Origin of the sequence: Arthrobacter sp. 135MFCol5.1 (assembly GCF_000374865.1) — a bacterium.
Lineage (GTDB): Bacteria > Actinomycetota > Actinomycetes > Actinomycetales > Micrococcaceae > Arthrobacter.
Genome location: NZ_KB895452.1, coordinates 451,169 through 474,815 on the forward strand (window position 1 = coordinate 451,169; position 23,647 = coordinate 474,815).

General features: G+C 67.9%; 21 protein-coding genes. 8 read left to right on the forward strand and 13 right to left on the reverse strand.

Going from position 1 to position 23,647, the window contains the following annotated elements; all coding sequences use genetic code 11:
* The first annotated feature begins 47 nt into the window (after positions 1 to 47).
* Positions 48 to 971 carry a DUF389 domain-containing protein gene (locus tag C563_RS0102025; RefSeq protein ID WP_018760374.1) on the forward strand — a complete coding sequence of 308 codons (924 nt, stop codon included), beginning with the start codon at positions 48 to 50 and terminating at the stop codon, positions 969 to 971.
* A gap of 38 nt (positions 972 to 1,009) precedes the next feature.
* Here the strand turns inward: C563_RS0102025 and C563_RS0102030 are convergent, their stop codons facing one another.
* A complete protein-coding gene (locus tag C563_RS0102030; protein WP_018760375.1) occupies positions 1,010 to 2,533 on the reverse strand; it encodes an ATP-dependent DNA ligase in 1,524 nt (507 codons plus the stop codon).
* Positions 2,534 to 2,601: 68 nt separating this feature from the next.
* On the opposite strand from C563_RS0102030, the gene C563_RS0102035 reads away from it, so the two are divergent.
* A complete protein-coding gene (locus C563_RS0102035; RefSeq protein WP_018760376.1) occupies positions 2,602 to 3,204 on the forward strand; it encodes a dihydrofolate reductase family protein in 603 nt (200 codons plus the stop codon).
* Between the two features lie 74 nt (positions 3,205 to 3,278).
* On the opposite strand, the gene groL is transcribed toward C563_RS0102035, so the two are convergent.
* The 3 genes from groL to C563_RS0102050 all read right to left on the reverse strand — a co-directional run bounded on the left by groL (position 3,279) and on the right by C563_RS0102050 (position 5,888).
* Positions 3,279 to 4,889: a chaperonin GroEL gene (groL, locus tag C563_RS0102040; protein WP_018760377.1), complete on the reverse strand. Its 1,611-nt coding sequence runs from the start codon at positions 4,887 to 4,889 to the stop codon at positions 3,279 to 3,281.
* 79 nt (positions 4,890 to 4,968) lie between these two features.
* Positions 4,969 to 5,262 (reverse strand): co-chaperone GroES, encoded by a 294-nt coding sequence (groES, locus tag C563_RS0102045; protein WP_003805290.1) that lies wholly within the window; start codon positions 5,260 to 5,262, stop codon positions 4,969 to 4,971.
* A 245-nt stretch (positions 5,263 to 5,507) separates the two neighbouring features.
* Positions 5,508 to 5,888 carry a hypothetical protein gene (locus C563_RS0102050; protein WP_026264283.1) on the reverse strand — a complete coding sequence of 127 codons (381 nt, stop codon included), beginning with the start codon at positions 5,886 to 5,888 and terminating at the stop codon, positions 5,508 to 5,510.
* A gap of 53 nt (positions 5,889 to 5,941) precedes the next feature.
* On the opposite strand from C563_RS0102050, the gene C563_RS0102055 reads away from it, so the two are divergent.
* Entirely contained in the window at positions 5,942 to 7,198 is a 1,257-nt protein-coding gene (locus C563_RS0102055) for a class I SAM-dependent methyltransferase (RefSeq protein WP_018760379.1), read from the forward strand.
* A gap of 26 nt (positions 7,199 to 7,224) precedes the next feature.
* Here the strand turns inward: C563_RS0102055 and C563_RS0102060 are convergent, their stop codons facing one another.
* Together C563_RS0102060 and C563_RS0102065 are read right to left on the reverse strand one after the other, a co-directional pair.
* The gene (locus C563_RS0102060; protein WP_269208823.1) at positions 7,225 to 8,055 is read right to left on the reverse strand and encodes a shikimate 5-dehydrogenase; all 831 of its coding nucleotides are present in this window, start codon (positions 8,053 to 8,055) and stop codon (positions 7,225 to 7,227) included.
* Positions 8,056 to 8,095: 40 nt separating this feature from the next.
* On the reverse strand, positions 8,096 to 9,547 hold the full coding sequence (locus C563_RS0102065) for a glycoside hydrolase family 3 N-terminal domain-containing protein (RefSeq protein ID WP_018760381.1): 1,452 nt from the start codon (positions 9,545 to 9,547) through the stop codon (positions 8,096 to 8,098).
* A gap of 368 nt (positions 9,548 to 9,915) precedes the next feature.
* Between C563_RS0102065 and C563_RS0102075 the strand changes: the two genes are divergently transcribed.
* Complete coding sequence (locus C563_RS0102075; protein WP_018760383.1) at positions 9,916 to 11,067, forward strand: glutamate--cysteine ligase; 1,152 nt, start codon at positions 9,916 to 9,918, stop codon at positions 11,065 to 11,067.
* Between the two features lie 117 nt (positions 11,068 to 11,184).
* On the opposite strand, the gene tsaD is transcribed toward C563_RS0102075, so the two are convergent.
* The 6 genes from tsaD to C563_RS0102105 are packed head-to-tail and all read right to left on the reverse strand — an operon-like array spanning position 11,185 to position 16,442.
* On the reverse strand, positions 11,185 to 12,276 hold the full coding sequence (gene tsaD / locus C563_RS0102080; RefSeq protein ID WP_018760384.1) for a tRNA (adenosine(37)-N6)-threonylcarbamoyltransferase complex transferase subunit TsaD: 1,092 nt from the start codon (positions 12,274 to 12,276) through the stop codon (positions 11,185 to 11,187).
* On the reverse strand, positions 12,273 to 12,779 hold the full coding sequence (rimI, locus tag C563_RS0102085; protein WP_043423681.1) for a ribosomal protein S18-alanine N-acetyltransferase: 507 nt from the start codon (positions 12,777 to 12,779) through the stop codon (positions 12,273 to 12,275). Before rimI ends, tsaD begins: the two co-directional genes overlap by 4 nt.
* 5 nt (positions 12,780 to 12,784) lie before the next feature.
* Positions 12,785 to 13,456 (reverse strand): tRNA (adenosine(37)-N6)-threonylcarbamoyltransferase complex dimerization subunit type 1 TsaB, encoded by a 672-nt coding sequence (gene tsaB, locus C563_RS0102090; protein ID WP_018760386.1) that lies wholly within the window; start codon positions 13,454 to 13,456, stop codon positions 12,785 to 12,787.
* Positions 13,453 to 14,061 carry a tRNA (adenosine(37)-N6)-threonylcarbamoyltransferase complex ATPase subunit type 1 TsaE gene (gene tsaE / locus C563_RS0102095; RefSeq protein ID WP_018760387.1) on the reverse strand — a complete coding sequence of 203 codons (609 nt, stop codon included), beginning with the start codon at positions 14,059 to 14,061 and terminating at the stop codon, positions 13,453 to 13,455. The genes tsaB and tsaE overlap by 4 nt, the downstream gene beginning before the upstream one ends.
* Complete coding sequence (alr, locus tag C563_RS0102100; RefSeq protein WP_018760388.1) at positions 14,058 to 15,296, reverse strand: alanine racemase; 1,239 nt, start codon at positions 15,294 to 15,296, stop codon at positions 14,058 to 14,060. The genes tsaE and alr overlap by 4 nt, the downstream gene beginning before the upstream one ends.
* A gap of 54 nt (positions 15,297 to 15,350) precedes the next feature.
* On the reverse strand, positions 15,351 to 16,442 hold the full coding sequence (locus tag C563_RS0102105; protein ID WP_026264285.1) for a carbohydrate kinase family protein: 1,092 nt from the start codon (positions 16,440 to 16,442) through the stop codon (positions 15,351 to 15,353).
* A gap of 91 nt (positions 16,443 to 16,533) precedes the next feature.
* On the opposite strand from C563_RS0102105, the gene C563_RS0102110 reads away from it, so the two are divergent.
* The 4 genes from C563_RS0102110 (at position 16,534) to C563_RS22950 (ending at position 22,284) form a co-directional block, all read left to right on the forward strand.
* On the forward strand, positions 16,534 to 17,976 hold the full coding sequence (locus C563_RS0102110) for a 6-phospho-beta-glucosidase (RefSeq protein WP_026264286.1): 1,443 nt from the start codon (positions 16,534 to 16,536) through the stop codon (positions 17,974 to 17,976).
* Between the two features lie 76 nt (positions 17,977 to 18,052).
* Entirely contained in the window at positions 18,053 to 19,318 is a 1,266-nt protein-coding gene (gene mshA / locus C563_RS0102115; protein WP_018760391.1) for a D-inositol-3-phosphate glycosyltransferase, read from the forward strand.
* Between the two features lie 120 nt (positions 19,319 to 19,438).
* Positions 19,439 to 21,115, forward strand: a complete 1,677-nt coding sequence (locus tag C563_RS0102120; protein WP_018760392.1) for a formate--tetrahydrofolate ligase — start codon at positions 19,439 to 19,441, stop codon at positions 21,113 to 21,115.
* 845 nt (positions 21,116 to 21,960) lie between these two features.
* Complete coding sequence (locus C563_RS22950) at positions 21,961 to 22,284, forward strand: hypothetical protein (protein ID WP_331271246.1); 324 nt, start codon at positions 21,961 to 21,963, stop codon at positions 22,282 to 22,284.
* 184 nt (positions 22,285 to 22,468) lie between these two features.
* Here the strand turns inward: C563_RS22950 and C563_RS0102130 are convergent, their stop codons facing one another.
* Positions 22,469 to 23,554: an inositol-3-phosphate synthase gene (locus tag C563_RS0102130; protein WP_018760394.1), complete on the reverse strand. Its 1,086-nt coding sequence runs from the start codon at positions 23,552 to 23,554 to the stop codon at positions 22,469 to 22,471.
* Positions 23,555 to 23,647 lie beyond the last annotated feature (93 nt).

The window sequence follows — 23,647 nt, forward strand, 5'->3', positions numbered from 1 at the left end:
GCGTGATTGTCCAATTGCGGATTTGCGTGCCCAAAGAATTGTCCGAGGTGACGGTGCAGACTTGCCGGGACCAGGTGGGAACGGCGGGCGTGGCGGTGGTTCCCGGCGCGTCCGTGGTGCCGGCGGGCGACGTCATCGAGGTCCAGGTCGCCAGGGAATCCGTGGAGGAACTCCTGGAGAAGCTCCAGGTCCTGAAGATCCGCGACGTGGGATCCGTTGCCATGACGACGCCGGAATTCGTGCTCTCCAGCAGTGCTGACCGGGCGGAGCATGCCGCGCCCGGGGACGGCGCGGACGCGGTGATCTGGGACGACGTCACGCGCCAAACCGGTGAGGACTCCAGGCTGACCTGGAACTTCCTGGCCTTCCTGGTGCTGGCAACCCAGCTCGCCGGAATCGGCATCGTGACCGATTCGCCGATCGCAATTGTGGGTGCCATGGCGGTGGGACCGGAGTTTGGGCCGCTGGCCGCACTCGCCGTTTCGCTGGCCACCCGGCAGTGGAAGCTTGGCCGCCGCGCCGCCATTGCCTTGGGGGTCGGGTTCCCCGTGGCCATGCTGCTGGCGGCATTGACTGCATGGCTGTCCATCCCGCTCGGCCTCTTCCCGCGCAATGCCCTGGATACGGGTTCGGCCGTCGAATTCATCTACCATCCGGGCCCTTATTCACTGATCGTTGCCGTGCTGGCGGGTATCGCGGGCATGCTGTCGATTATCGGCAGGCGCTCGGCGGCACTCATCGGCGTATTCATCTCGGTGACCACGGTCCCGGCCGCAGGGTACGTTGCAGTTGCCTTGGTGCTGGGTGAATACCCGAAGGCGGCCGGCTCGGCCCTGCAGCTGTTGCTGAACCTCGTCGGCATTGTCGTGGCCGCGGTCGCGGTCCTTCTCTTCTACCGGTTGGTGGCCAGGCGGCGGCCCGCGGCAGCGGCGCACAGCGTGCGGGGCCAACGGAGCGGCCTGCGCCACTGACCGCCCCAGCACCCGCACAACCGACAAGGCACAGTCCGCTAAGGACGCAGCAAGGCCCGCAGGGTCCGGATTGTGTCGGCTTCGGCCGGCGATTTGTCGTCCCGGTAGCGCTTCACCCTGGCGAACCTCAGGGCGATCCCGCCCGGGTAGCGCGGTGACTGCTGGACGCCGTCGATGGCGATTTCGACGACGGTGACCGGCTCAACCCACACGGTGCCGGCGGTGCGGCGCACCTCGAGCTCCTGGAATTTCTCCGTCTGCCAGCGGAGCAGCTCATCGGTGAGCCCCTTGAAGGTCTTGCCCACCATGACATAGCCGCCTGGTTCGCCGAAGTCCCCGTCCGGGTCCAGTGCGCCGAGGTGCAGGTTCGAGAGCAGCCCGCTCCGGCGGCCAGACCCCCATTCACAGGCAAGCACCACCAGGTCGTAGGTGAGCACCGGCTTGACTTTCACCCAGTTGGATCCCCGCCGCCCGGCGGCGTAGGCGGACCCGATGGACTTCACCACCACACCCTCGTGACCCGCAGCCAGCGCCTCGCGGGACACCCGTTCAGCAATCTCCGGGTCCGCCGTAATTTCGCCCGGGATCCGATGCTCCGGGGCAATCCGTTCCAACGCGTCGATGCGCACCGACAACGGTTCGTCCAGCAGGTCCCGCCCGTCGATGTGCAGAACATCGAAGAACCAGGGGTGCAGAACCGTTTCCCGCACGGCATCCGCGCCGAACCGGGCCATGGTTTCCTGGAACGGCCGCGGGCCGCCGTCTTCATCGAGGGCCAGGGTCTCGCCGTCGAGGATCACATCCTGCACCGGCAGCCCGCGGACCAGGTCAACCACCTCCGGGAGGCGGTGCGTGACATCGGCGAGGTTGCGGGTGTAGATGCTGACCTCGGCGCCGGACCGGTGGACCTGGATCCGGGCGCCGTCGAGCTTGTATTCCACCGAGGCTTCTCCCGTGGTTTCCAGGGCTTCGCCTGGACTGGCCGCCGTGGCGGCAAGCATGGGCTGCACGGGGCGGCCGACGACGAGGCCCACCGCCTCCAGCTCGGCTGCGGTCCCGGTCATGGCGAGCAGGGCGGTCCCGCCGAGATCCCCGGAGAGCATCGCGGCACGCCGTACGGCGGCAACGGGCCTGTCCGCAGCGCGGGCCACGGCATCGGTCAGGACGCCGTCGAGGGCGCCGGTGCGCAGCTCACCCAGCAGGACGCCGGAGATGAAACCCTGCTCCCCCGCCGTCGCAGCCCGCATCAGGTTCCCGAGCGTCGCGGCGCGACCGGCCGCCGAACCTGCCCCCGCGGTGGCGAGCAGCGTGTCCAGGGCCGCGTCGAGGTCGGCCACAGTGAGGCTTGCTTCCAGGGCCGGTTCGGCCTTCGAAGCCGCGACGCTGCGCCATCCGACACCAACACGGCCCTGCCGGGGCTTCGCCGCCAGCAAGCCCACCGCCGTCGGAATCTCCGCCGGTTCAAGCCGGCGCAGCAGGTCCGCCAGTGCATCAACCTTCGCCAGGCGGGAGCGGGTGGACGCCACGGCGTCCGAGGTTTTGACGAGCTCGAGGAGCAGCATGGCACCATCCTGCCACGCGCCGGCTCCCTGCTCTGGACAGCGTCCAAGGCCCCTCCCACACTGGACGCATGGGATTCATCGTGGCAAACCTGTTCATCACCCTCGACGGCGTCTACCAGGCTCCCGGCGGCCGGGAGGAAGACACCTACGGAGAGTTCGCCTTCGGCGGTTGGCAGGCACCGGTGTCCGACGACGAGGGCGGCGCCGCCATTGCCGCAGAGATTGGCCGCATGGATGCCCTGCTTCTCGGCCGGCGGACCTACGACATCTTTTCGGCCTACTGGCCGCACCAGGCAGGGGACATTGCTGATGCACTCAACCGGGTACCGAAGTTCGTGGTCTCGCGCACGCTGTCCGGGCCAGGCTGGGCAGGCACCACAGTCCTGCCGGATGAACGGGCTGCAGGACGCCTCCGTGACGAGTTCGGGGAGGTGCACATGTTCGGCAGCGGCGTCCTGATCCGCTCGCTGCTGGCTGCGGATGTCCTGGACCGGCTGCACCTCTGGCTCTATCCGGTCACGCTGGGCCAGGGCAAACGCCTGTTCGACGCCGGCACTGTCCCGGCGTCGTACCGCCTCGCCGAGCCGGTACGCAGCTTCCCGAAAGGGGCTGTCTCGCTGGTGTACGAACGCGCGGGCGGGGTTGAAACGTCCGAGATGGCCGCAACCTGATCCGAGCCCCTGGTGCACAAAAAACCGGCCCAGCAGATGCTGGACCGGTTTTCTGCAGGTGAAGACGGGCAGGATCAGTGGCTGTGGCCTGCGTGCTCGTCCTCTTCGGCCGGCTTCTCCACGACCAGGGTCTCGGTGGTGAGAACCAGGGCGGCGATGGAGGCCGCGTTGCGGAGGGCAGCACGGGTGACCTTGACGGGGTCGATGACACCGGCAGCGATCAGGTCCTCGTACTCGCCGGACTTGGCGTTGAAACCGTTGTTGGTTTCGAGGTCGGCCACCTTGGAGGTGATGACGTAGCCGTCGAAGCCGGCATTCTGGGCGATCCAGCGCAGCGGCTGGACCAGGGCGCGGCGGACGATGCCCACGGCAGCAGCAGCGTCGCCTTCGAGTGCCTTGACGGACGGGTCCTCATCCAGTGCCTTCAGGGCGTGGATCAGGGCTGAGCCGCCACCAGCCACGATGCCTTCTTCGAGGGCAGCGCGGGTGGAGGAAACGGCGTCCTCGATACGGTGCTTCTTTTCCTTCAGCTCAACCTCGGTGGCAGCACCCACCTTGATGACGCCGATGCCGCCGGCCAGCTTGGCCAGGCGCTCCTGGAGCTTTTCACGGTCCCAATCGGAGTCGGTGCGGGTCAGCTCGGCGCGCAGCTGCGCGACGCGGGCCGCAACGTCTTCGGCCGAGCCTGCACCGTCGACGATGGTGGTGTTGTCCTTGGTGACGGTGATGCGGCGGGCGGTGCCGAGCACCTCCAGGCCCACGGTGTCCAGGCTCAGGCCCAATTCCGGGGACACAACCTGTGCGCCGGTGAGGGTGGCGATGTCCTGGAGCATGGCCTTGCGGCGGTCACCGAAGCCCGGTGCCTTGACGGCCACGACGTTAAGGGTGCCGCGGATGCGGTTGACGATCAGCGTGGACAGGGCCTCGCCGTCGACGTCCTCGGCGATGATGAACAGCGGCTTGGAGCTCTGCAGCGCCTTTTCCAGCAGCGGCAGGAATTCCTGGATGGAGGAGATCTTGCCCTGGTTGATCAGGATCAGGGCGTCCTCGAGGACGGCTTCCTGGCGTTCTGCGTCGGTGACGAAGTACGGGGACAGGTAGCCCTTGTCGAACTGCATGCCCTCGGTGAGGACCAGTTCGGTCTGGGTGGTGGAGGACTCTTCGATGGTGATGACGCCATCCTTGCCCACCTTGCCGAAGGCCTCGGCGAGGAGTTCGCCGATTTCGTCGCTCTGCGCCGAGATGGCGGCAACGTTGGCAACCTGGGTGCCCTCGACGGGGCGTGCGTTCTCCAGCAGGCGGGCGGCGACGGCTTCAACCGAAACCTCGATGCCGCGCTTGATCTGGCCGGGGGCAGCACCGGCGGCAACGTTGCGCAGGCCTTCCTTGACCAGGGCCTGTGCCAGGACGGTGGCGGTGGTGGTGCCGTCACCGGCAACGTCGTTGGTCTTGGTGGCGACTTCCTTGGCCAGCTGGGCGCCAAGGTTCTCGTAGGGGTCGTCCAGTTCGACTTCGCGGGCGATGGTGACGCCGTCGTTCGTAATGGTGGGGGCGCCCCACTTCTTGTCCAGGACGACGTTGCGGCCGCGGGGGCCGAGCGTCACCTTGACGGTGTTGGCGAGCTTATCGATGCCGGCCTCGAGGGCCCGGCGTGCAGCGTCGTCAAACGCAAGCTGCTTTGCCATGGTTTTGTCCTTTCAAAGACAGAAACCCCGCACTGCCGGCCAGCATAAGCGTGGCCGGCGGCACGGGGATCCGAAAGAGTTACTTAACGACGATCGCCAGGACGTCGCGGGCGGACAGCACGAGGTACTCGGTGCCGCCGGTCTTGACTTCGGTTCCGCCGTACTTGGAGTAGATGACGACGTCGCCAACGGCTACGTCGACAGGAACGCGGTTGCCGTCTTCGAAGCGGCCGGGGCCTACTGCAACAACTTCGCCTTCCTGCGGCTTCTCCTGTGCGGAGTCCGGGATGACCAGGCCGGAAGCCGTGGTCTGCTCGGCTTCGAGCGGGCGGACAACAATACGATCCTCAAGAGGCTTAATAGAGACCGACACTCGGACCTCTCCTTTTCGTCAGCAAATTCGTGGACTGGAAAGCTTTCCGCCGTGGCTGGCAAACCGTCGTCGCGGTGCCGGCAGCAGCCTGGCTGGCAGCTCTTCATGTGTTAGCACCCTCCGGGGGAGAGTGCTAATTGAAACTCTATGTAAGGGTTAGCACTCGGTCAAGGCGAGTGCCAGTTTTTCGTCATCGGCGTATTCCGTTGAGCGCGGTTTGGGAAGCAGCGGGGGCCCAGGCAGCTTCAGCGGCCCAGATCGTCGAAGTCCACGTCTTCGCCGCCGTCGGCATCACTGCCACCCTGCTTCCGGCTACGGAACAGCACCCAGCCCGCAGCGGCCGCGGCGAGCAGTGCCGCCACCAGGAAGAAGATGCTCCCGGCCCGCGCGCCGTCGTACAGTCCGCGGATGTCGCGGGCTTCCTGCGTGTTGTCCGAGATGTCGTTGCCGCCCACCGAGTAGACAGTGGCGTTGAATGTGTCCAGGACAAAGATGATCACCAGAAGCGCGATGCACACCAGTGCCACCACGGCCGCGGCGATCAGGACCGGGCGGGCAAACCGGGCAGGACCCCGTTCCTTGGGGTCGTGTTCGCCGGTGTCCCCGGGGGCTGCGGTTTCATCCATGGTGTCCACACTATCGGCAACCCCGCATGCGCTCCTCCACTAGGCTGGAACCCATGGCTCACGCTCCCCAGGACCAGATCGCACCGCTGCTGACCCCCGAAGGCTGGGAGCTGTTAGCCTCCCTGGGCCCCTACCGGGACGAGGATTCCTTCGAACTCAACTCCGCGCTCCGGAAGGCCGGCCATCCTGCCGGGCTGGTCTCCGCCGTCCTGACCCAGTCGCGGCTGCGCACCAAGGCCGAGGCGAAGTTCGGTGAGTTCGCCCGCCAGATGCTCTTCACCCAGGCAGGCCTGGAGCAGGCCACCCGCCTGAACGTCGCGGCGCGCCACGCACAGCGGTTCGCCGCCGCCGGGATCAGCCATGTGGCGGACCTGGGCTGTGGCCTGGGCGCCGATTCCCTGGCCCTGGCATCCCTTGACCTCACAGTGACCGCCGTCGAAATGGACGAGACCACGGCGGCCTGCGCCACGGTGAACCTGATCCCCTTCCCCAACGCCACCGTGGTGCACGCGGACGCGGCAGCGGTGCCGCTGGAGGGGGTCGACGGCGTGTGGCTGGATCCAGCACGCCGGGTCACCTCCACGTCCGGCACCAAGCGGATCTGGGACCCGGAAGCGTTCTCACCGCCGTTGTCCTTCGTTGAATCGCTCGCGGCGTCAGGGAAGGCGGTGGGCGTCAAGATGGGGCCCGGCATGCCGCACGAATCCGTGCCCGCCGGCTGCGAAGCCCAGTGGGTGTCGGTAGCCGGAGACGTCACCGAAGTGACCTTGTGGTTCAACGCCGTCAGCAGGCCCGGGGTGCGCCGCGCCGCCCTTGTCCTTGGCCCGGAAGGTGCGGCCGAACTGACCAGCGGCAACGATTTCGGTGCAGGCCCCACCGCACCGGTGGGACCGGTGGAGGGCTACCTGTACGAACCCGACGGCGCCGTGATCCGGGCCGGGCTGGTGGCGGATGTCGCGCTGGAACTCGGCGGCCACCTGGTGGATGAGCACATCGCCTACATCTGTGCGCCGGAACTGGTGGCCACGCCGTTCGCCCGCGCCTACAAAGTGCGGGAAGTGATGCCCTACAACGTCAAGGCGCTCAAAGCCTGGGTGAAGCAGGAGGGCATCACCGTGCTGGACATCAAGAAGCGGGGCACTGCCGTCACCCCCGAAGAACTGCGGAAGCAACTGCTGCCGGGCGGAAAGGCGGCCGGCAAGGGTTCCGGCAAGAAGGCCGCCGGCAAGGCCGCCACCTTGGTCCTGACCCGGATTGGCGAGGACCGGGTGGCCGTCGTGGTGGAACCCGTCCCGACCGGCATGCCCTAGGGCCGGCCGGGCGGGCCGCCCGTCCGCTACTGGGCGCGCATGAACTCCTCGGCGGCCCGCACCTGCTCAGCCGTGGGCCGTACCCCGGTGTACAGGACAAACTGTTCGAGGGCCTGGATGGTGGCCACTTCGGCGCCGGTGATGACCGGCTTGCCGGCTGCACGGGCGGCCCGGATCAGCGGCGTCTCGGCGGGCAAGGCCACCACGTCGAAGACCAGGCGGGCCGCTTCGATTGCCTCCGCCGGGAACGACACGGTCTCTGCGTCCGCCCCGCCGGCCATACTCCCTGCCATTCCGATGGGCGTGACGTTGATGATGAGGTCAGCCGTCCTGCCGTCGAGCGCTGCCCGCCACTGGAAGCCGTACTGGTCCGCGAGCGCCCGGCCGGAGGCTTCGTTCCGGGACACGACCGTGACGTTGGTGAAGCCGGCGTCCCGCAAGGCCGCCACCGTGGCCTTGGCCATGCCGCCGGATCCCTGCACCACCACGGAGTAGCTGGTGGGGACCTCGTTGGAGGCCAGGAGCTGCTCAATGGCCGTGTAGTCGGTGTTGTACGCCTTGAGGTGGCCATCGGTGTTCACGATCGTGTTCACGGAGTCGATGGCCTTGGCGGAGGGGTCCATCTCGTCCACCAGGGCTATGACGTCTTCCTTGTAGGGCATGGAGATGGCACAGCCCCGGATGCCCAGGCCCCGCACGCCGGCGATGGCCTGTTCAAGGTTGGTGGGCGCGAACGCCTTGTAGATCCAGTTCAGGTCCAGTTGCCCGTAAAGGTGGTTGTGGAACCGGGTCCCGTTGTTGCTGGGGCGGGCGGAGAGCGAGATGCAGAGGGTCATGTCTTTATTCAGAATGGGCACCCGACCATTAAACGCGCTCACCGCCGCTCCCGCTCGCAAGTCACGGAGTGCAGCCGGTTCCGGCAGGATAGGGCCCGACGGCGGCAGGCAGCTTTCCGGGCGCCGTTGCCTTCCCTGCCAGGACGGCGGCGAGGGCGTCGAAGGCGGTGTCGTTGCGGCCGTAGAGCGCCAGCTTGATCGGTGCGTTGGAGTCCTGCAGCGGCCAGGGCGCGTCCAGGGCTACCGCGATGTCGCCCGCTCCCGGTGTGCCGCCGAAGCCGATGAGGTTGACCACGGGGCCGGAGCCGACGGCCAGGCCGGCACGGGCGGCAGCGGCTTCGAAGCGTTCGCGGTCCCCCGGGCCACCTCCTTGGACGCGTACCGAACCCGGCACCAGCGGTCCGTGGCAGGGGCCGGAGAGGACTGTCACGGCGGATGCCGAGACCTTGGCTGACAGGGCTGCGCCGCTGCCGGCCGGAGCACCCGCACCGGGGGTCCCCGCAAGGGCCGCTGTGCGCGCATGCCACATCATCATGGTGGCAACCCGCCTCGCGGCGTCATCGAGCCGTGCGGCCGGGAGGCTGCCAGCTGCGAGGGCTTGCAGGATGGCGGCATGCGCCTGTTCCACGTCCTCGGGCATCAGCAGCAGGTCGGCGCCGGCGGCCAGGGCCTTCACGGCGGCCGCGCCGGCCGGATACTGCTTTTCCACGGCTCCCATGTTGAGGGCGTCCGTCACCGCTACGCCCTGGAATCCCAGGTTCCGCAGTGCCGCGTAGCTGGGCGCGGAGAGCGACGCCGGCACGCCGGGTTCCAGCGCGGGCACGGCGATGTGCCCGGTCATGACGACCGGCAAGCCAGCGGCCACGGCGGCCTGGAACGGTTTCCAGTCCCTGCCCCGGAGCTCGTCGATGGAGGCCGGCTGGACGGGAAGGTTGAGGTGGGAATCGGTCGTCACCGAGCCGTGCCCGGGGAAGTGCTTGACGGTGGGGAGGATGCCTGCGTCCAGCATGCCCCGGGAGAACGCCACGCCCTGCGCTGCCGCCACTGCCGGATCGGCGGACATCGAGCGGGCGCCGATGGTGGGGTCCTTGGGGCCGATGGTCACGTCCGTGTCGGGCGCGAAATCGAGGTCGAACCCCAACGGCAGCAGCTCGGCGGCCAACGCCTTGCCGGCCTGGCGGGTCAGGTCTTCGCTGCCCGCGGCGCCGTAGCTCATGGGCACCGGCCATTCGGTGAGCGGGGCGCCCAGGCGGGCCACTGCGCCGCCTTCCTGGTCCACGCCGATGATCCCGGGCCATGGCCGGCCGTCCGCGGTAGCGGCCTGACGCAGCCGCTGGTTCACGGCCCCCATCGCGGCCACGTCCACCTTCCCCTGCGGGTCGCGCGGGACGTTGTCGCCCATGATGATGGACCCGGCCAGGTGGAGGCGCTGGATGAGCGCCGCGTGGGCTTCCACCTGGTTGCCCTTGAAGAACGGGAGCAGGACCTGGCCGGCTTTTTCCTCCGGCGTCATGGCCGCCACAGCCGCCGCGGCGGCGTCCTGGTCCCGCTGCTCGGGGCCCCACCCCAGGGGCCGGGAACCCGGATCAGGTGACGGGGAAGCCAAAGGGGGCGCCGGCGTCGTACTTTCCGCGGCGGACGCGCTGGGCGCAGGTGCCGTGGACGACGGCGGCGCGGCGCTGGGCGAGGCGGTGCAGGAGCCCAGGGCAACGGCTGACAACGCGAGGATGAGGGGAAAGGATTTGGCGGGACTGTGACGCAGCGGGAACGAGGCCATCAGTACGATGCTACCCCTGGACTAGACTTGGACCATCCGTTCGCCTGCCGGCTGCAGCCTGTGAGCGGCACCAGCCAGCGGCAAACCGGACAGTAAGGAATTGTGTGAAGATCGACTTCGCGTCATCGAGGCAGTCAACCCTCGGTGTTGAGTGGGAGCTCGCTTTGGTGGACGGAAAGACGGGCGAGCTCGCCTCCGTCGCCAACCAGGTGCTCCGCGGGGTGTCCTCCCGGCACCCGGAACTCAACGAAGACGACGAGCACCCGCACATCAAGCAGGAACTCCTGCTCAACACCGTGGAACTCGTCACCGGGATCTGCGAAACGGCCGCCGAAGCCAAGGCGGACCTCAGCCGGTCCGTGGCCGCGGTCCGCGAAATCACCGATCCCATGGGCGTGGAGTTGTTCTGCGCGGGCAGCCACCCGTTCAGCCCGCCGCAGCTGCAACCGGTCACGGACAAGGCACGCTATGCCAAGCTGATCGACCGGACCCAGTGGTGGGGACGGCAGATGGTCATTTACGGCGTCCACGTCCATGTGGGACTGGACCGCCGGGACAAGGCGCTGCCCGTCCTGGACGGACTGGTCAACTACTTCCCGCATTTCCAGGCGCTCTCTGCCTCCAGTCCCTTCTGGGGCGGTGAGGACACGGGCTACGCGTCCCAGCGGGCCTTGATGTTCCAGCAGCTCCCCACCGCGGGGCTGCCCTTCCAGTTCAGATCCTGGGCGGAGTACGAGTCCTACGTCCAGGACATGTTCACCACCGGTGTCATCGACACCATTTCCGAGATCCGGTGGGACATCCGGCCAGTGCCGGCCCTGGGCACCATCGAAATGCGCATCTGCGACGGCCTGGCCACGCTGGAGGAAGTGGGTGCCATCGCCGCCCTCACCCAGTGCCTGGTGGATGAGTTCTCCACCACCCTGGACAACGGCGGCACCATCCCCACCATGCCGCCGTGGCATGTCCAGGAAAACAAGTGGCGCGCCGCCCGCTACGGCATGGATGCCATCATCATCCTGGACGCCGCAGGCAAGGAACAGCTGGTCACGGACCACCTTCTGGAGACGCTGAACCGGCTGGAGCCCGTGGCAGCCAAGCTGCGCTGCTCCGACGAGCTCGCCGACGTCGAGAAGATCATCCGCCGCGGCGCCGGATACCAGCGCCAGCGCCGGGTGGCAGCCGAAAACGGCGGAAACCTGCAGGCTGTGGTGCTGGACCTGGTCAAGCAGATGCGCAACGGCCCCACCGCCTAGTCTGCTTCTGCCGAGGCGGGGAACTTCGGCACGGACACGCCGGCCGCCGTCGTGATGTACGACGGCGGGGCCGCCAAAGCGGCCGGCGGCAGTTCGCTTTCGCCGGGCCCCCTGCCGTCAGGCCGGCAGCGACACCGAGGTGACCGGCAGCGACGAGTCCGGGGCGAAGCCGATTCCGCTGGGTTCCACGCCGGCCATCACCAGTTGCGCACCGAGGGCCGCCACCATGGCGCCGTTGTCGGTGCAGAGATCCAGCGGGGGAACGTGCAGCCGGATCCCGGCCGACGCGCAGCGTTGCCCGGTCAGTTCCCGCAGGCGTGAATTGGCCGCCACCCCGCCGCCCAGCAGGACGTCCTTGATTCCGTGCTCGCGGCAGGCCAGCACCGCCTTGGACGAAATCACGTCCACCACCGCTTCCTGGAAGGCGGCAGCGATGTCAGCCACCGGGATCTCCTCCCCGCGGGCCTCGAACTGCTCCACGCAGCGGGCCACGGCGGTTTTGAGGCCGCTGAAGGACCAGTCATACCGGTGCGGCCCCGGCTGGTCCGCCGTGCCCATGTACTTGGGCTGGCTCAGTCCGCGGGGGAAGCGGATGGCTTTGGGATTGCCGTTGCGGGCCACCTTGTCGATGGCCGGCCCACCGGGGTAGCCCAGGCCCAGGATGCGGGCCACCTTGTCGTACGCCTCACCGGCGGCGTCGTCGATGGTGGCGCCCAGGAGCTCCACATCGCTGGTGATGCCGTTGATGCGCAGGATCTCCGTGTGGCCGCCGGACACCAGCAAGGCGCCCAGGTTGGCCGGCAGGTCCTGCGTCCTGCCGGTTGCCCGGTCATCCAGGAGGCCGACACCAACGTGGGCCACCAGGTGGTTGATCGCGTACAGCGGCTTCCCGGTGGCGACGGCGAGCGCCTTGGCGGCGCAGACTCCCACCATGAGTGCGCCCGCGAGTCCGGGGCCTGATGTCACCGCGATGGCGTCCACGTCGGCAAGGCGCACGTCCGCGTCCGCCAGCGCCTTCTCCAGGGTGGGAACGAAGGCGTCCAGGTGTGCACGGGAGGCAATCTCCGGGATAACCCCGCCGAACCGGACATGCTCGTCCATGGAGGAGGAAACGGTGTTTGCCAGGAGGGTGGTGCCGCGGACCACCCCCACGCCTGTCTCATCGCAGGAAGATTCGATCCCCAGGACCAGGGGCTGCGTACGGTTCATTGCCTGCCTGCTTCCGTTGCGTCGTCACCGGCGGTTTGAGCGGCCAAGGGGAGCCGCATGATCAGGGCGTCCACGCCGTCGCGGTAGTAGCGGGGACGGATATGGATCTGCTCGAATCCGAACCGCAGGTACAGCTGCTGGGCCCGAGGATTGTCCGCCCGGACTTCGAGCAGGACGTCGGCCGCGCCCCGCCGTCGTGCCTCCCCGATGAGCCGGGTGAGCAGGTCGCTGCCGATGCCGCGCCCTTCGTACTCCGGGACGACGGCGATGGTCTGCACGTCTGCGATCGGCTCGATGCACATCAGGCCGGCGTAGCCCACGATGCCGTCACTGCCCTCCGCCACCAGGTAGCGGCGTGTTTCCGGCTGGGACAGCTCATCCAGGAACATCTGCACTGGCCAGGCATCGATCGGGAACAGCCGGTGTTCGAGGAGTCCGACGGCGGGAACATCGTCCAAAGTCATGTCCCGGACCGTGATTCCCGCCGACCGCGGATCCTGCATGGTGTTCACAGTGCCCTCTTCCGTGGTCCGGGGACCTGGGCGTCGGATTCGCGGAGGTACAGGGGGGTGGAGTCCAACAGGGCTTCTCCGGAGGCCAGCCTGGCGAGGGCGAACTGGCCAAGGTAGAGCGCGTCCGGCTGCTCGGCCGCGAATTCCGGGTGGGCATCCAGGATGTCGCCGTAGAGCCCGGCACCGGCACCGAACGCGGGCAGTTCGGGAAGGTCCGCGGCGACACTGACGTGCGGACCGTCCTGGAGCAGCGGCAACTGGCCGTCGGCCAAGCTGTAGCGGGCCCAGTAGACCTCCTTGCGCCGGGCATCGGTGACCACCAGGAATTCCGGGACGGCAGCGGTGGATTCGGCCACTTCCAAGGCCACGGCGTCGAGGCTCATCAGCCCATGCAGGGGCTTGCCCCAGACGAACGACAGCGTGCGGGCCGTGGCAATGCCCGAACGCAGCCCCGTGAACGGTCCCGGGCCGACGCCCACCACCAGGGCGTCGAGGTCAGCGCCGCTGACCCCGGCCTCGGACAGCATGGCGTGGATGCCGGGCGCGAGCACCTCGGCGTGGCTGCGGGTGTCCGCCGTCGCGAAGCTCGCGAGCACGCTTTCAGGGGCGTCGTCGGACACCAGCGCGGCGCTGGCCACCGCCGAGGTGTCAATGGCGAGGATCATCATGGTAGTCCCCCTTCAAAACCGCCCAGCGCCGGTGGCGTCGCCCAGCGGGGCCCGTATCCGCGCACCACGATGGTGCGCGGTTCGTCGGTGTCGTCGTCAAAGTCGAGGGTTGCGGACGGGCCGCCCGTGGTGCCGGCGTCACCTGCGGCTTCCGCGGCGGTGCCAAGACCGATGGCACGGTGCAGGTCGATCTCCAGGCGGCTCTCGCTCAGGTGCTCCACCCGGTCGTGGCCCCACTCCACCACGGTCACCGAAGAGTCCATCGTGTTCTCGAGGTCGATGTCATCGATCTCCGCCGCAGATCCCAGGCGGTAGGCATCCACGTGCACCAGGTCCGGGCCGCCGGGCCGCGGACCGTCCGGCAGGTTCGGGTGGATGCGGACCAGGACAAAGGTGGGCGAGATAATGCCAGCGCGGACACCCAGCCCCTCCCCCAGGCCTTGGGTAAAGGTTGTCTTTCCGGCGCCAAGTTCACCGGAGAGGACCAGCAGGTCTCCGGCCTGGAGCACCTCCGCAATATGCCGGCCGAGCGCCTGCGTCTGCTCCGCCGTCGTCGCAGCCAGCGTCACTTCCCAGTTGGCGGCCGGCCGCCCTGTCCCGCTCATGCCGCTCCCGCGTTACCGGGTACGCCCGCCAGGCCGGGGCTGCTGCCGGCCGGCTGGTCCTCGTTGATGAAGCGGCGCGGAACCCGCGGGCTGATGCGGGTGACCACCTCGTAATTGATGGTTCCTGCCGCCTGTGCCCAGTCGTCAGCCGTGGGACCGCCGTCGGCACCGGTCCCGAACAGCACCGCTTCGGCACCGAGCAGGCCGGAATCCCGGGCCTCCGGCCCAAGGTCGATGACCATCTGGTCCATCGCGATCCGCCCCACCACCGGGTAGGTCTTCCCGGCCACGCGGACGGGGCCGCCGGTGGCCACGCGCGGGACACCGTCGGCATAGCCCAGCGGAATCAGCGCCAGTGTGCTGGCCTCCCTGGTCCGGTAGTGCAGGCCGTAGGAAACGCCCTGCCCGGCCGGAACCCCTTTGCACTGGGACACCAGTGTGCGCAGCGTCATGGCAGGGCGCAGGCCAAGTTCCGCGGACGTCTGGCCTTCGAACGGCGAGAGCCCATAGATGCCCAGGCCAACCCGTACCAGGTCGAAGTGGGTATCCGGCCGGGACAAGGTGGCGGGGGTGTTGGCCAGGTGCCGCACTTCCGGGTCCACGCCGGCGTCCTCGGCAATGGCGAGGGCTTCCCTGAACGCCGCCAACTGGTCATCAGTTTCAGGGCGGTCCGGTTCATCGGCCACGGCCAGGTGGGAGAAGATTCCCACCACGCGCAGCAGTCCCTGGTCCTGGTATTCCACGGCTTCGCCCACCAGGCGGTCCCAGGCTTCGGGGGTGGCACCGTTGCGCCCCAGGCCCGTGTCCACCTTGAGGTGCACGCGGGCCGGACGCTCCTGTTCGCGGGCCGCGGCAACGATCCGTTCCAGTTCCCACCCCGAGCAGCCAATGTCGACGCCGGCGGCAACGGCGGCGCCAAAGTTGCTGTCGGTGGTGTGCAGCCAGGCCAGCAGTGGTGCGTCGATACCGGCGGCGCGCAGCGCAAGGGCCTCGGAAATGTGGGCCACCCCCAGCCAGGCCGCACCCGACTGCAGGGCCGCACGGGCCACGGGAACGGCGCCGTGCCCGTAGGCATCGGCCTTGACCACGGCCATGACCTTCGCGGGGGACGCGGCGTCGGCCAGCCGGCGGACATTGTGCCGGATGGCATCCAGGTCGATCACCGCGGACCGTTCGTGGCGGGGGTCCGGCCCGGAGGCAGCACTGAAATCACCGGTTGTTGCGGGGTAAGTCACCTAAGTGATTCTAGTGCGGGCACTTCGCGCCGAATAATCGGCGACGGCCTGGCCTCAGGCGTCCGACAGGTGGGCGATGGTGGCGGCCGCCCGGCGCTGGGCAGCGAGCGGTACGTCCTGGACGATGTCCGCGAGGAAACCGAAGCGCCGCAACCACTGGCTCGTCTGCCGTTCGGGGCGGGCGTTGGCGCGTTTCCACCAGTCGGCGATGTCGCCCCAGCCCGGGGCTGCCAGCGATCCGCCCACCTCCTGCACCGCCAGCGATGCGCACAGGTTGGCGAACCGCAGCCGGTCCCCGAGCGGCCAGCCGGCCAAGGTACCCACGATGAACGCGGCGTCGAAGCAGTCGCCGGCGCCGGTGGGGTCATGCGCCTTGACCGGAAGGGACGGCACCCATTCCTCCTCCCCGGTTTGGGAATCAACCGCCATGGCGCCCTGGGCCCCGAGCGTCACCACAGCCACCGGAACCCGGTCCGCCAGCGCGTAAAGGGCGCTCCAAGGGTTGTCCTTGCCGGTGAGCGCCATGGCCTCGCGCTGGTTGGGCAGGAAGGCGTAAAAGTGCTGCAGGTTCTCGAGCCGCACCGGCGCCCACTCCCCGCTGGGATCCCAGCCGACGTCGCCGAAGAGCCGAACTCCCGCCGCGTGGGCCGCTTTCGCCCACGGTTCCACTTCCACACCCAGTTCCGCGATGCCAGCCAGTGCCCGGGGCGGGTCCCCGATCAGCTCGGAGTTGGTCACCGGTGCCGAATGCCCGTGGGTGACCATTGAGCGGTCCTGGTCCACGCACAGGGATACCGTCACCGGGGAATGCCAGCCCGGGACGCGGCGGGAGAGGCTGAGGTCCACGTGTTCCTGGCTGGACAGGATCTTCCAGTTGAAGTCGCCGTACCCGTCATCGCCGAAGGCTGCCGCCAGTCCGGTCCGCAGGCCCAGCCTTGCGGCGGCGATGGCCTGGTTTGCCACCCCGCCCGGACAGCTGCCCATGCCGTCGCTCCAGACTTCCGTCCCGGGCTCCGGCCCGTGCGGCAGTCCGGTGAAGATGATGTCCTGGAAAACGGTCCCGGCCAGCAACAGATCGAATCCCGGCTCGACGGGTGAACGGACGGCGGCCAAGGGATCGAACGGGCGTGCGGGAATCGCGTCCATGTTCGGCACAATACGCCGTGGCGCCATGCGGCGGTAGGGGCGCAGGAACGCTGTGGACAAGCTGGCCGGCACGGGTCCTAGACTGCATGGTATGCGGCTTATGATTGCGGGCGGCGGGGGTTTTCGCGTGCCCCTGATATACCGGGCCCTGACGTCCGGCCGCTATACCGGGCTGGTCACCGAGGTGGTGCTTTACGACGTCGATCCTGCCCGGCTCGAAGCCGTTACCGCAGTCCTGGCCAGCATGCCCGGCGGCTCGGGTGCCGGGCCCGCCGTGCACGCCACTACGGATCCCGCCGGGGCCCTCGAAGGCACTTCCATGGTGTTCGCCGCGATCCGGCCCGGCGGCACCGCGGGCCGGATCACCGATGAAAAGGTGCCGCTGGGCCTGGGGTTGCTCGGCCAGGAAACGACAGGAGCCGGCGGGATTTCCTACGCCCTGCGGACCATTCCCCCCATGCTGGAGCTGGCCCGGCTGATGCGGGAACACTGTCCGGACGCGTGGCTGATCAATTTCACCAACCCCGCGGGCATGGTGACGGAGGCGCTGCTCCCCGTGCTGGGGCACCGGGTCATCGGAATCTGCGATTCAGCGGCCGGCCTGGTGCAGCGGGCTGCGTCGGCCGCCGGCGTCCCCCTGCCGGAGGGGCGATTGGGCGGCGTCGGCTACTACGGGCTGAACCATCTTGGCTGGCTGTACCGCCTTGAAGCCGGCGGCCGGGACGTGCTCCCGGACCTGCTCGCCAACGCGCCGGCCCTCCAGTCGTTCGAAGAAGGCAGGCTTTTCCCACAGCGGTTCCTGGCCAGCCTGGGCATGCTCCCCAACGAATACCTGTACTACTACTACCGGCGCGACGCCGCCCGGCAGGCCATGGACGCCATGGCGCAGACCCGCGGCGAGGCCATCCACAGCCAGCAGCAGGAGTTGTATCCCCGGCTTGCCGCGGCCGGCCCGGACGCCTACCGGCTGTGGGAAGAGGCCCGCAGGTCCCGGGAAGAGGGATACCTGGCCGAGGCCAGGGGAGCCGGCGAGCGCCGGAACGAGGAGGATTTGGCCGGCGGCGGCTATGAACGCGTTGCCCTGGCCGCCATGCGCGCCCTCGCCGGCGGCGGGGACACGCAGCTGATCCTCAACACCCGCAACGTCCTCCCGGCCGCCGGCGAAGCAGCCGAAACGGCCCCGGAACGTCCCGCTCCCCAGGCCGCCACGGCAGATTCGGCTATTCCCCAACCGGCCATCCCCGGCCTGCCGGCGGACGCCGTCGTCGAAGTTCCCTGCACCGTCACCCCCGCCGGCGCCGCCCCGCTGCCCCAGCAAGCGCCTGCCGGACCGCAGCTCGAACTGATCCGGCAGGTCAAGGACGTCGAACGGCTCACCGTCCTGGCCGCTGCCGAGGGCAGCCGCGACGCCGCCGTGCAGGCCTTTGCCCGGCACCCGCTCGTGGCTTCGACGGACCTGGCCGCCAGGCTGCTGGACGGATACGAGCAGGCGTTTCCGGCACTGGGGAAGATCTGGGCGGGCGGCGGGCGTTGAGTGAAGGAGTAATGTTTTATCGAATGTGCACTCGACCGGCTCCGCTCACGCGCGCCGGCGGCCGGAAGGAGGTCCCGTGGCGCTGATCCGCAGGGTCGCTTTGCTCTCCCTCCACACCTCCCCCATGGAACAGCCCGGTTCCGGCGATGCCGGCGGAATGAACGTCTACATCCGTGAGCTGGCTTCGGCGCTGGCGGAAGCCGGTGTTGAGGTCGAAATCTTCACCCGCGCCACCTCCCCCGACCAGCCCGCCGTCGAACACCCGGATCCCGGCGTCTGCGTCCACAACGTCCTGGCCGGACCGCCCACCAAGGTCCCCAAGGAGGAGCTTCCGGGACTGCTGCACGCCATGGTGGCGGAAATCGAGCAGATCCGCCGCCGCCAGCCGCACGGCCGGTATGACGTCATCCATTCGCACTACTGGGTGTCCGGGATCGCTGGGCTTGAGCTGTCACGGCTCTGGGACGTGCCGCTGGTCCACACAATGCACACCATGGCAAAGGTCAAGAACCTGCTGCTGGAGTCCGGCGAACAACCCGAACCCCGCCGGCGCGAGCTGGGCGAGCACCGCATCGTGGAGGGCGCGGCCAGGCTCATCGCTAACACCAGTTCCGAGGCCGCCGAACTCGTGTCCCACTACGGCGCCACCTACGACCGGATCGACATCGCGCCGCCCGGCGTGGACCTGAGCACCTTCACCCCGGCTTTCCGGGCGCGGGCCAGGGCAGAGCACGGCGTTGGCCCCAACACCTTCCATCTGGTGTTTGCCGGCCGGATCCAGCGGCTCAAGGGTCCCCAGGTCCTGGTCAAGGCAGCGGCACTGCTGCGCAAACGCCGCCCGGACATCGACCTTCGGGTCACCATCCTGGGCGCCTTGAGCGGCAACAAGGAATTCAACCTCCGCTGCCTGGTGGCGGAGGCGGGAATGGACGACGTCGTCACGCAGCTTCCGCCGGTGAAGGCACCTGAGCTTGCATCCTGGTTCCGCGCGGCGGACGTGGTGGTGATGCCTTCCTTCAGCGAGTCCTTCGGACTGGTGGCCCTTGAGGCCCAAGCCTGCGGGACGCCCGTGGTGGCCACCCGGGTGGGCGGCCTGTCCCGCGCAATCTTCCACGGCCGGACCGGGCTCCTGGTGGACGGACACCATGCGGCGGACTGGGCGGATGCGCTCGAAGCCCTGTACGACGATCCCGCCACGCGCGAGGACCTGGGCCGGGCGGCCGCCATCCGTGCCCAGAGCTCCGGCTGGCAGCGCACGGCCGCCATCACGCTCGAAAGCTACCACGCCGCCGTCGACCATTACTCGGGGCACCGCCTCGCCCCGGCCGTGCCGGCCTCCTGACAACCCTCCGCCCTTGCTTCGGAGGCGATTCCCGTTGACGGCTGTTCCCTCGGAGCCGGCCCGGGTGCTGTTAGCTTAGGGGCAGGTGTCCGGCGCCGGCCGGTACAGGAAAGGACAACGATGTCTGGTCTTCCTTCTGATCTTGAGATAGCCCGGGCCGCCCGGATCCGGCCCATCGGGGAAATCGCTGCAGCGGCCGGGATCAACGCCGACGCCCTGGAGCTCTACGGGCGGTACAAGGCGAAGATCGATCCGGCCAGGCTCGAGGCACCGGCACCATACGGCAAGGTGGTGCTCGTGTCCGCCATGTCCCCCACCCCGGCTGGAGAAGGCAAATCCACCACCACGGTGGGACTGGCCGATTCGCTCGCCCGCGCCGGCCACAAGGTGATGATCGCGCTGCGGGAGCCGTCCCTGGGACCCGTGCTCGGGATGAAGGGCGGCGCTACCGGCGGAGGTTACTCGCAGGTGCTGCCCATGGACGAGATCAACCTGCACTTCACCGGCGACTTCCATGCCATCACCTCGGCCAACAACGCGCTCATGGCGTTGGTGGACAACCACATCTACCAGGGCAACGCCTTGAACATCGATCCGCGCCGGATGACGTTCAAGCGCGTCCTGGACATGAACGACCGGTCCCTGCGCGAGGTTGTCATCGGGCTGGGCGGTCCAACACAGGGGGTGCCGCGGCAGGACGGGTTCGACATCACGGTGGCGTCCGAAATCATGGCCGTCTTCTGCCTGGCAACGGACCTGTCGGATTTGCGGACGCGGTTGGGCCGGATCACGTTCGGCTACACCTACGACCGGACGCCGGTGACGGTGGCGGACCTGGGCGTGGAGGGTGCCTTGACCCTGCTCCTGAAGGAGGCGGTCAAGCCCAACCTGGTGCAGACAATCGCGGGCACTCCCGCTTTGGTGCACGGCGGGCCGTTCGCCAATATTGCGCATGGCTGCAATTCGCTCATCGCCACCCAAACCGCGCGGCGGCTCGCGGACCTGGTGGTGACGGAAGCCGGTTTCGGTGCCGACCTGGGGGCAGAGAAGTTCATGGACATCAAGGCCCGGTACGGCGGCCTGGCCCCGTCCGCCGTCGTGGTGGTGGCCACCGTGCGGGCGCTCAAAATGCAGGGCGGCGTGGCCAAGGACGCATTGACGCGCCCGGACCTGGCCGCACTTGAGGCCGGCGTGGAGAACCTGCGCCGGCATGTGCACAACGTGGAGAAGTTCGGGGTCACCCCGGTAGTGGCCATCAACAAGTTCTCCTCCGATGCGCAGGAAGAACTGGACTGGCTTCTGGCTTGGTGCCATGCGGAGGGCGTGCAGGCCGCCGTCGCGGACGTATGGGGCCGCGGCGGAGGAGGCGACGGCGGTGACGAGCTCGCGGCGCTGGTGGCGAAGGCGGTGGACGCTCCCGGCAAATTCCGGCACTTGTACCCGTTGGATTTGTCTGTGGAGGACAAGATCCGGACCATCGCCCAGGAGATCTACGGGGCGGACGGGGTGGACTTCTCCGTGCCGGCCTTGAAGCGCTTGGCAGATATCGAACGGAACGGCTGGAGCGGGTTGCCCGTGTGCATGGCCAAAACGCAGTATTCCTTCACGGACGACGCCTCCCGCCTCGGCGCCCCGAAGGGCTTCACCATCCACGTCCGGGATTTGCTGCCCAAGACGGGCGCCGGCTTCATCGTTGCGTTGACGGGTGCCGTGATGACTATGCCCGGCCTGCCGCCCGTCCCGGCTGCGCTCCGCATGGACGTGGACGCCGACGGCAACCCTGTGGGCCTCACCTGAAACCCCCGCTCACTTCTTGCCCCTCTCCACCGAACCCCCGCTCACTTCTTGCCCCTCTCCAACAAACCCCCGCTCACTTCTTACCCCTCTCCAACAAACCCCCGCTCACTTCTTACCCCTTTCCAACGAACCCCCGCTCATTTTCGACCAAACCGAATGGGCGCCTGTGGATAACTTCCGACGGGCTCCGGCTGCTTGAATAAGAATGCAGTATGCGATCCCAGCCGCCCCTGCCCTCCCACTTGGCAAGCAGTCCGTTCACCCTCGAAAGTTCCAGGCGCGCAGGGCTGCACTACAGCCGCTTACGGCGCGCAGATGTTGAGCATGTAAGCCGTGGGCTTTACCGTCCGGCCGGTTGGGATTTCTGTCTGGAGGAGGCCGCCCGCAGCCTGTCGGAGGCTTCGCCTGGCGCGTGGATTTCCCATGTCACCGCGGCTCGACTCCGGAGTTTCCTCCTTCCGCCTTGGCTGTCAGACTCCAACGAGCTGCACCTCAGTAAACCCAGTGCCCTTCCCGGCGCACGCAGGAGGGGAATCCACGGCCATCGGGTCATTGTGAAGCCTGGCGAGATTGAGTGCGTTGAAGGGATGTGGCTCAGCACCCGTGCCCGGACGTGGCTGGATTTGGCACGGCTACTCCCATTGAACGATTTGGTGGCTGCGGGAGACCAGCTCATCCGGATACCACGGCCTGACCTCGAAGGCAGAGAGGGCGCGTACTCAACACTTGAGGAACTACGGGCTTTGGTCGGCCGACATCCAAATCTTCAAGGCGTTGTCCGCGCCCGGCAAGCACTGGACCTTATGCGGGTAGGGGCGGACTCTGCGCCGGAGACATTCCTTCGATTGTCCATGCTGGACGCCGGTCTTCGTGAACCGGAGCTGCAGATAGAACTTCGTCCGGGGGACCCCCGCTCGCCATCGGCCGACCTCGGCTTTCGTCTGCCCAGAGTTGCTATTCAGTACGACGGCGGCCATCACCTTTTCGAACCGCAGCAACAGATCGATCGGCGCAGGAACAAGGCCTTCGAACGAGCCGGCTGGACCGTCATCATCGTCGTAAAGGCCGATCAGGAGGACGGTTTTGCGGGAGCGCTCAAGAGAATCAGGCATGCCCTAAGGAATTCCGCCGCCAATCCTGTGGCCGCCTCGGGCTTCGCCAACGAGTGAACCCCGCTGGATAGAGGATCGCACCCTCAGCTAATCGCGGGAAACACGTCACACGTGAGCGGGCGTTCCGGCGAAACACGTCACACGTGAGCGGGCGTTTCAGGAAAACACGTCAAAGGTGAGCGGGCGTGGTTAAGCAGGAACGCTCCCCCACCTGTATGGGTGAGGGAGCGTTCGAGGGGTGCTAGCGTTCGAGGTCGCCGCGGATGAAGGCTTCGACCTTTTCGCGGGCGAGGTCATCGTTGAACTGCTCCGGCGGGGACTTCATGAAGTAGCTCGACGCCGACAGCAGCGGGCCGCCGATGCCACGGTCCAGGCCGATCTTCGCCGCACGGATCGCGTCGATGATCACACCGGCCGAGTTCGGCGAGTCCCAGACCTCGAGCTTGTACTCCAGCGAGACGGGGGCGTCACCGAAGTTCCGGCCCTCCAGGCGCACGAACGCCCACTTGCGGTCATCGAGCCACTGCACGTAGTCCGACGGGCCGATGTGCACGTCCTTGGCAGCCAGTTCCGCCTCAACGTTCGAGGTCACCGCCTGGGTCTTGGAGATCTTCTTCGACTCAAGCCGGTCGCGCTCGAGCATGTTCTTGAAGTCCATGTTCCCGCCGACGTTCAGCTGGTACGTCCGGTCCAGGGTCACGCCGCGGTCCTCGAACAGCTTGGCCATGACGCGGTGCGTGATGGTCGCACCGATCTGGCTCTTGATGTCGTCGCCCACGATCGGCACGCCCGCGGCGGTGAACTTGTCGGCCCACGCCTTGGTGCCGGCGATGAAGACCGGCAGCGCATTGACGAAGGCCACGCCGGCGTCAATGGCGGCCTGCGCGTAGAACTCTGCCGCCTTCTGCGAACCCACGGGCAGGTAGCAGACCAGGACATCCACCTTGGCGTCCTTGAGCGCCTGGACAACGTCCACGGGTTCTTCGGTGGATTCCTCGATGGTCTCGAGGTAGTACTTGCCCAGCCCGTCCAGGGTGTGGCCGCGCTGGACCGTCACACCCGTGGGCGGAACGTCAGCGATTTTGATGGTGTTGTTCTCGCTGGCCAGGATGGCGTCGGAGAGGTCAACGCCGACCTTCTTGCCGTCGACGTCAAACGCGGCAACAAATTCAACGTCGCCCACGTGGTACTGGCCAAACTCAACGTGCATCAGGCCCGGAATGGTCTCCGCGGGATCGGCATCCTTGTAGTACTGGACGCCCTGCACCAGCGAAGCGGCGCAGTTGCCCACGCCAACGATTGCAACACGGATCGGATGTGAAGACACAAAACTCCTTTGGGAACAAACGTCAGCCGGCCGGGTATGGCTCCGCAGGAAGTCCGACGGCGGCCGGCTGGCACGGCGCCGCACGGCGCCTTT

Coding starts and splice junctions, on each gene's coding strand:
- tsaD (WP_018760384.1), bottom strand. CDS start 12,276: ATGAACCGTACGCAGCCCCTGGTCCTGGGGATCGAATCTTCCTGCGAT.
- C563_RS0102065 (WP_018760381.1), bottom strand. CDS start 9,547: ATGACGCCGGAGGAAAAAGCCGGCCAGGTCCTGCTCCCGTTCTTCAAG.
- C563_RS0102050 (WP_026264283.1), bottom strand. CDS start 5,888: ATGGATGAAACCGCAGCCCCCGGGGACACCGGCGAACACGACCCCAAG.
- rimI (WP_043423681.1), bottom strand. CDS start 12,779: ATGCAGGATCCGCGGTCGGCGGGAATCACGGTCCGGGACATGACTTTG.
- C563_RS0102105 (WP_026264285.1), bottom strand. CDS start 16,442: ATGGACGCGATTCCCGCACGCCCGTTCGATCCCTTGGCCGCCGTCCGT.
- tsaE (WP_018760387.1), bottom strand. CDS start 14,061: ATGAGCGGGACAGGGCGGCCGGCCGCCAACTGGGAAGTGACGCTGGCT.
- C563_RS0102030 (WP_018760375.1), bottom strand. CDS start 2,533: ATGCTGCTCCTCGAGCTCGTCAAAACCTCGGACGCCGTGGCGTCCACC.
- C563_RS0102110 (WP_026264286.1), top strand. CDS start 16,534: ATGCGGCTTATGATTGCGGGCGGCGGGGGTTTTCGCGTGCCCCTGATA.
- C563_RS0102035 (WP_018760376.1), top strand. CDS start 2,602: ATGGGATTCATCGTGGCAAACCTGTTCATCACCCTCGACGGCGTCTAC.
- tsaB (WP_018760386.1), bottom strand. CDS start 13,456: ATGATGATCCTCGCCATTGACACCTCGGCGGTGGCCAGCGCCGCGCTG.
- groL (WP_018760377.1), bottom strand. CDS start 4,889: ATGGCAAAGCAGCTTGCGTTTGACGACGCTGCACGCCGGGCCCTCGAG.
- C563_RS0102120 (WP_018760392.1), top strand. CDS start 19,439: ATGTCTGGTCTTCCTTCTGATCTTGAGATAGCCCGGGCCGCCCGGATC.
- C563_RS0102055 (WP_018760379.1), top strand. CDS start 5,942: ATGGCTCACGCTCCCCAGGACCAGATCGCACCGCTGCTGACCCCCGAA.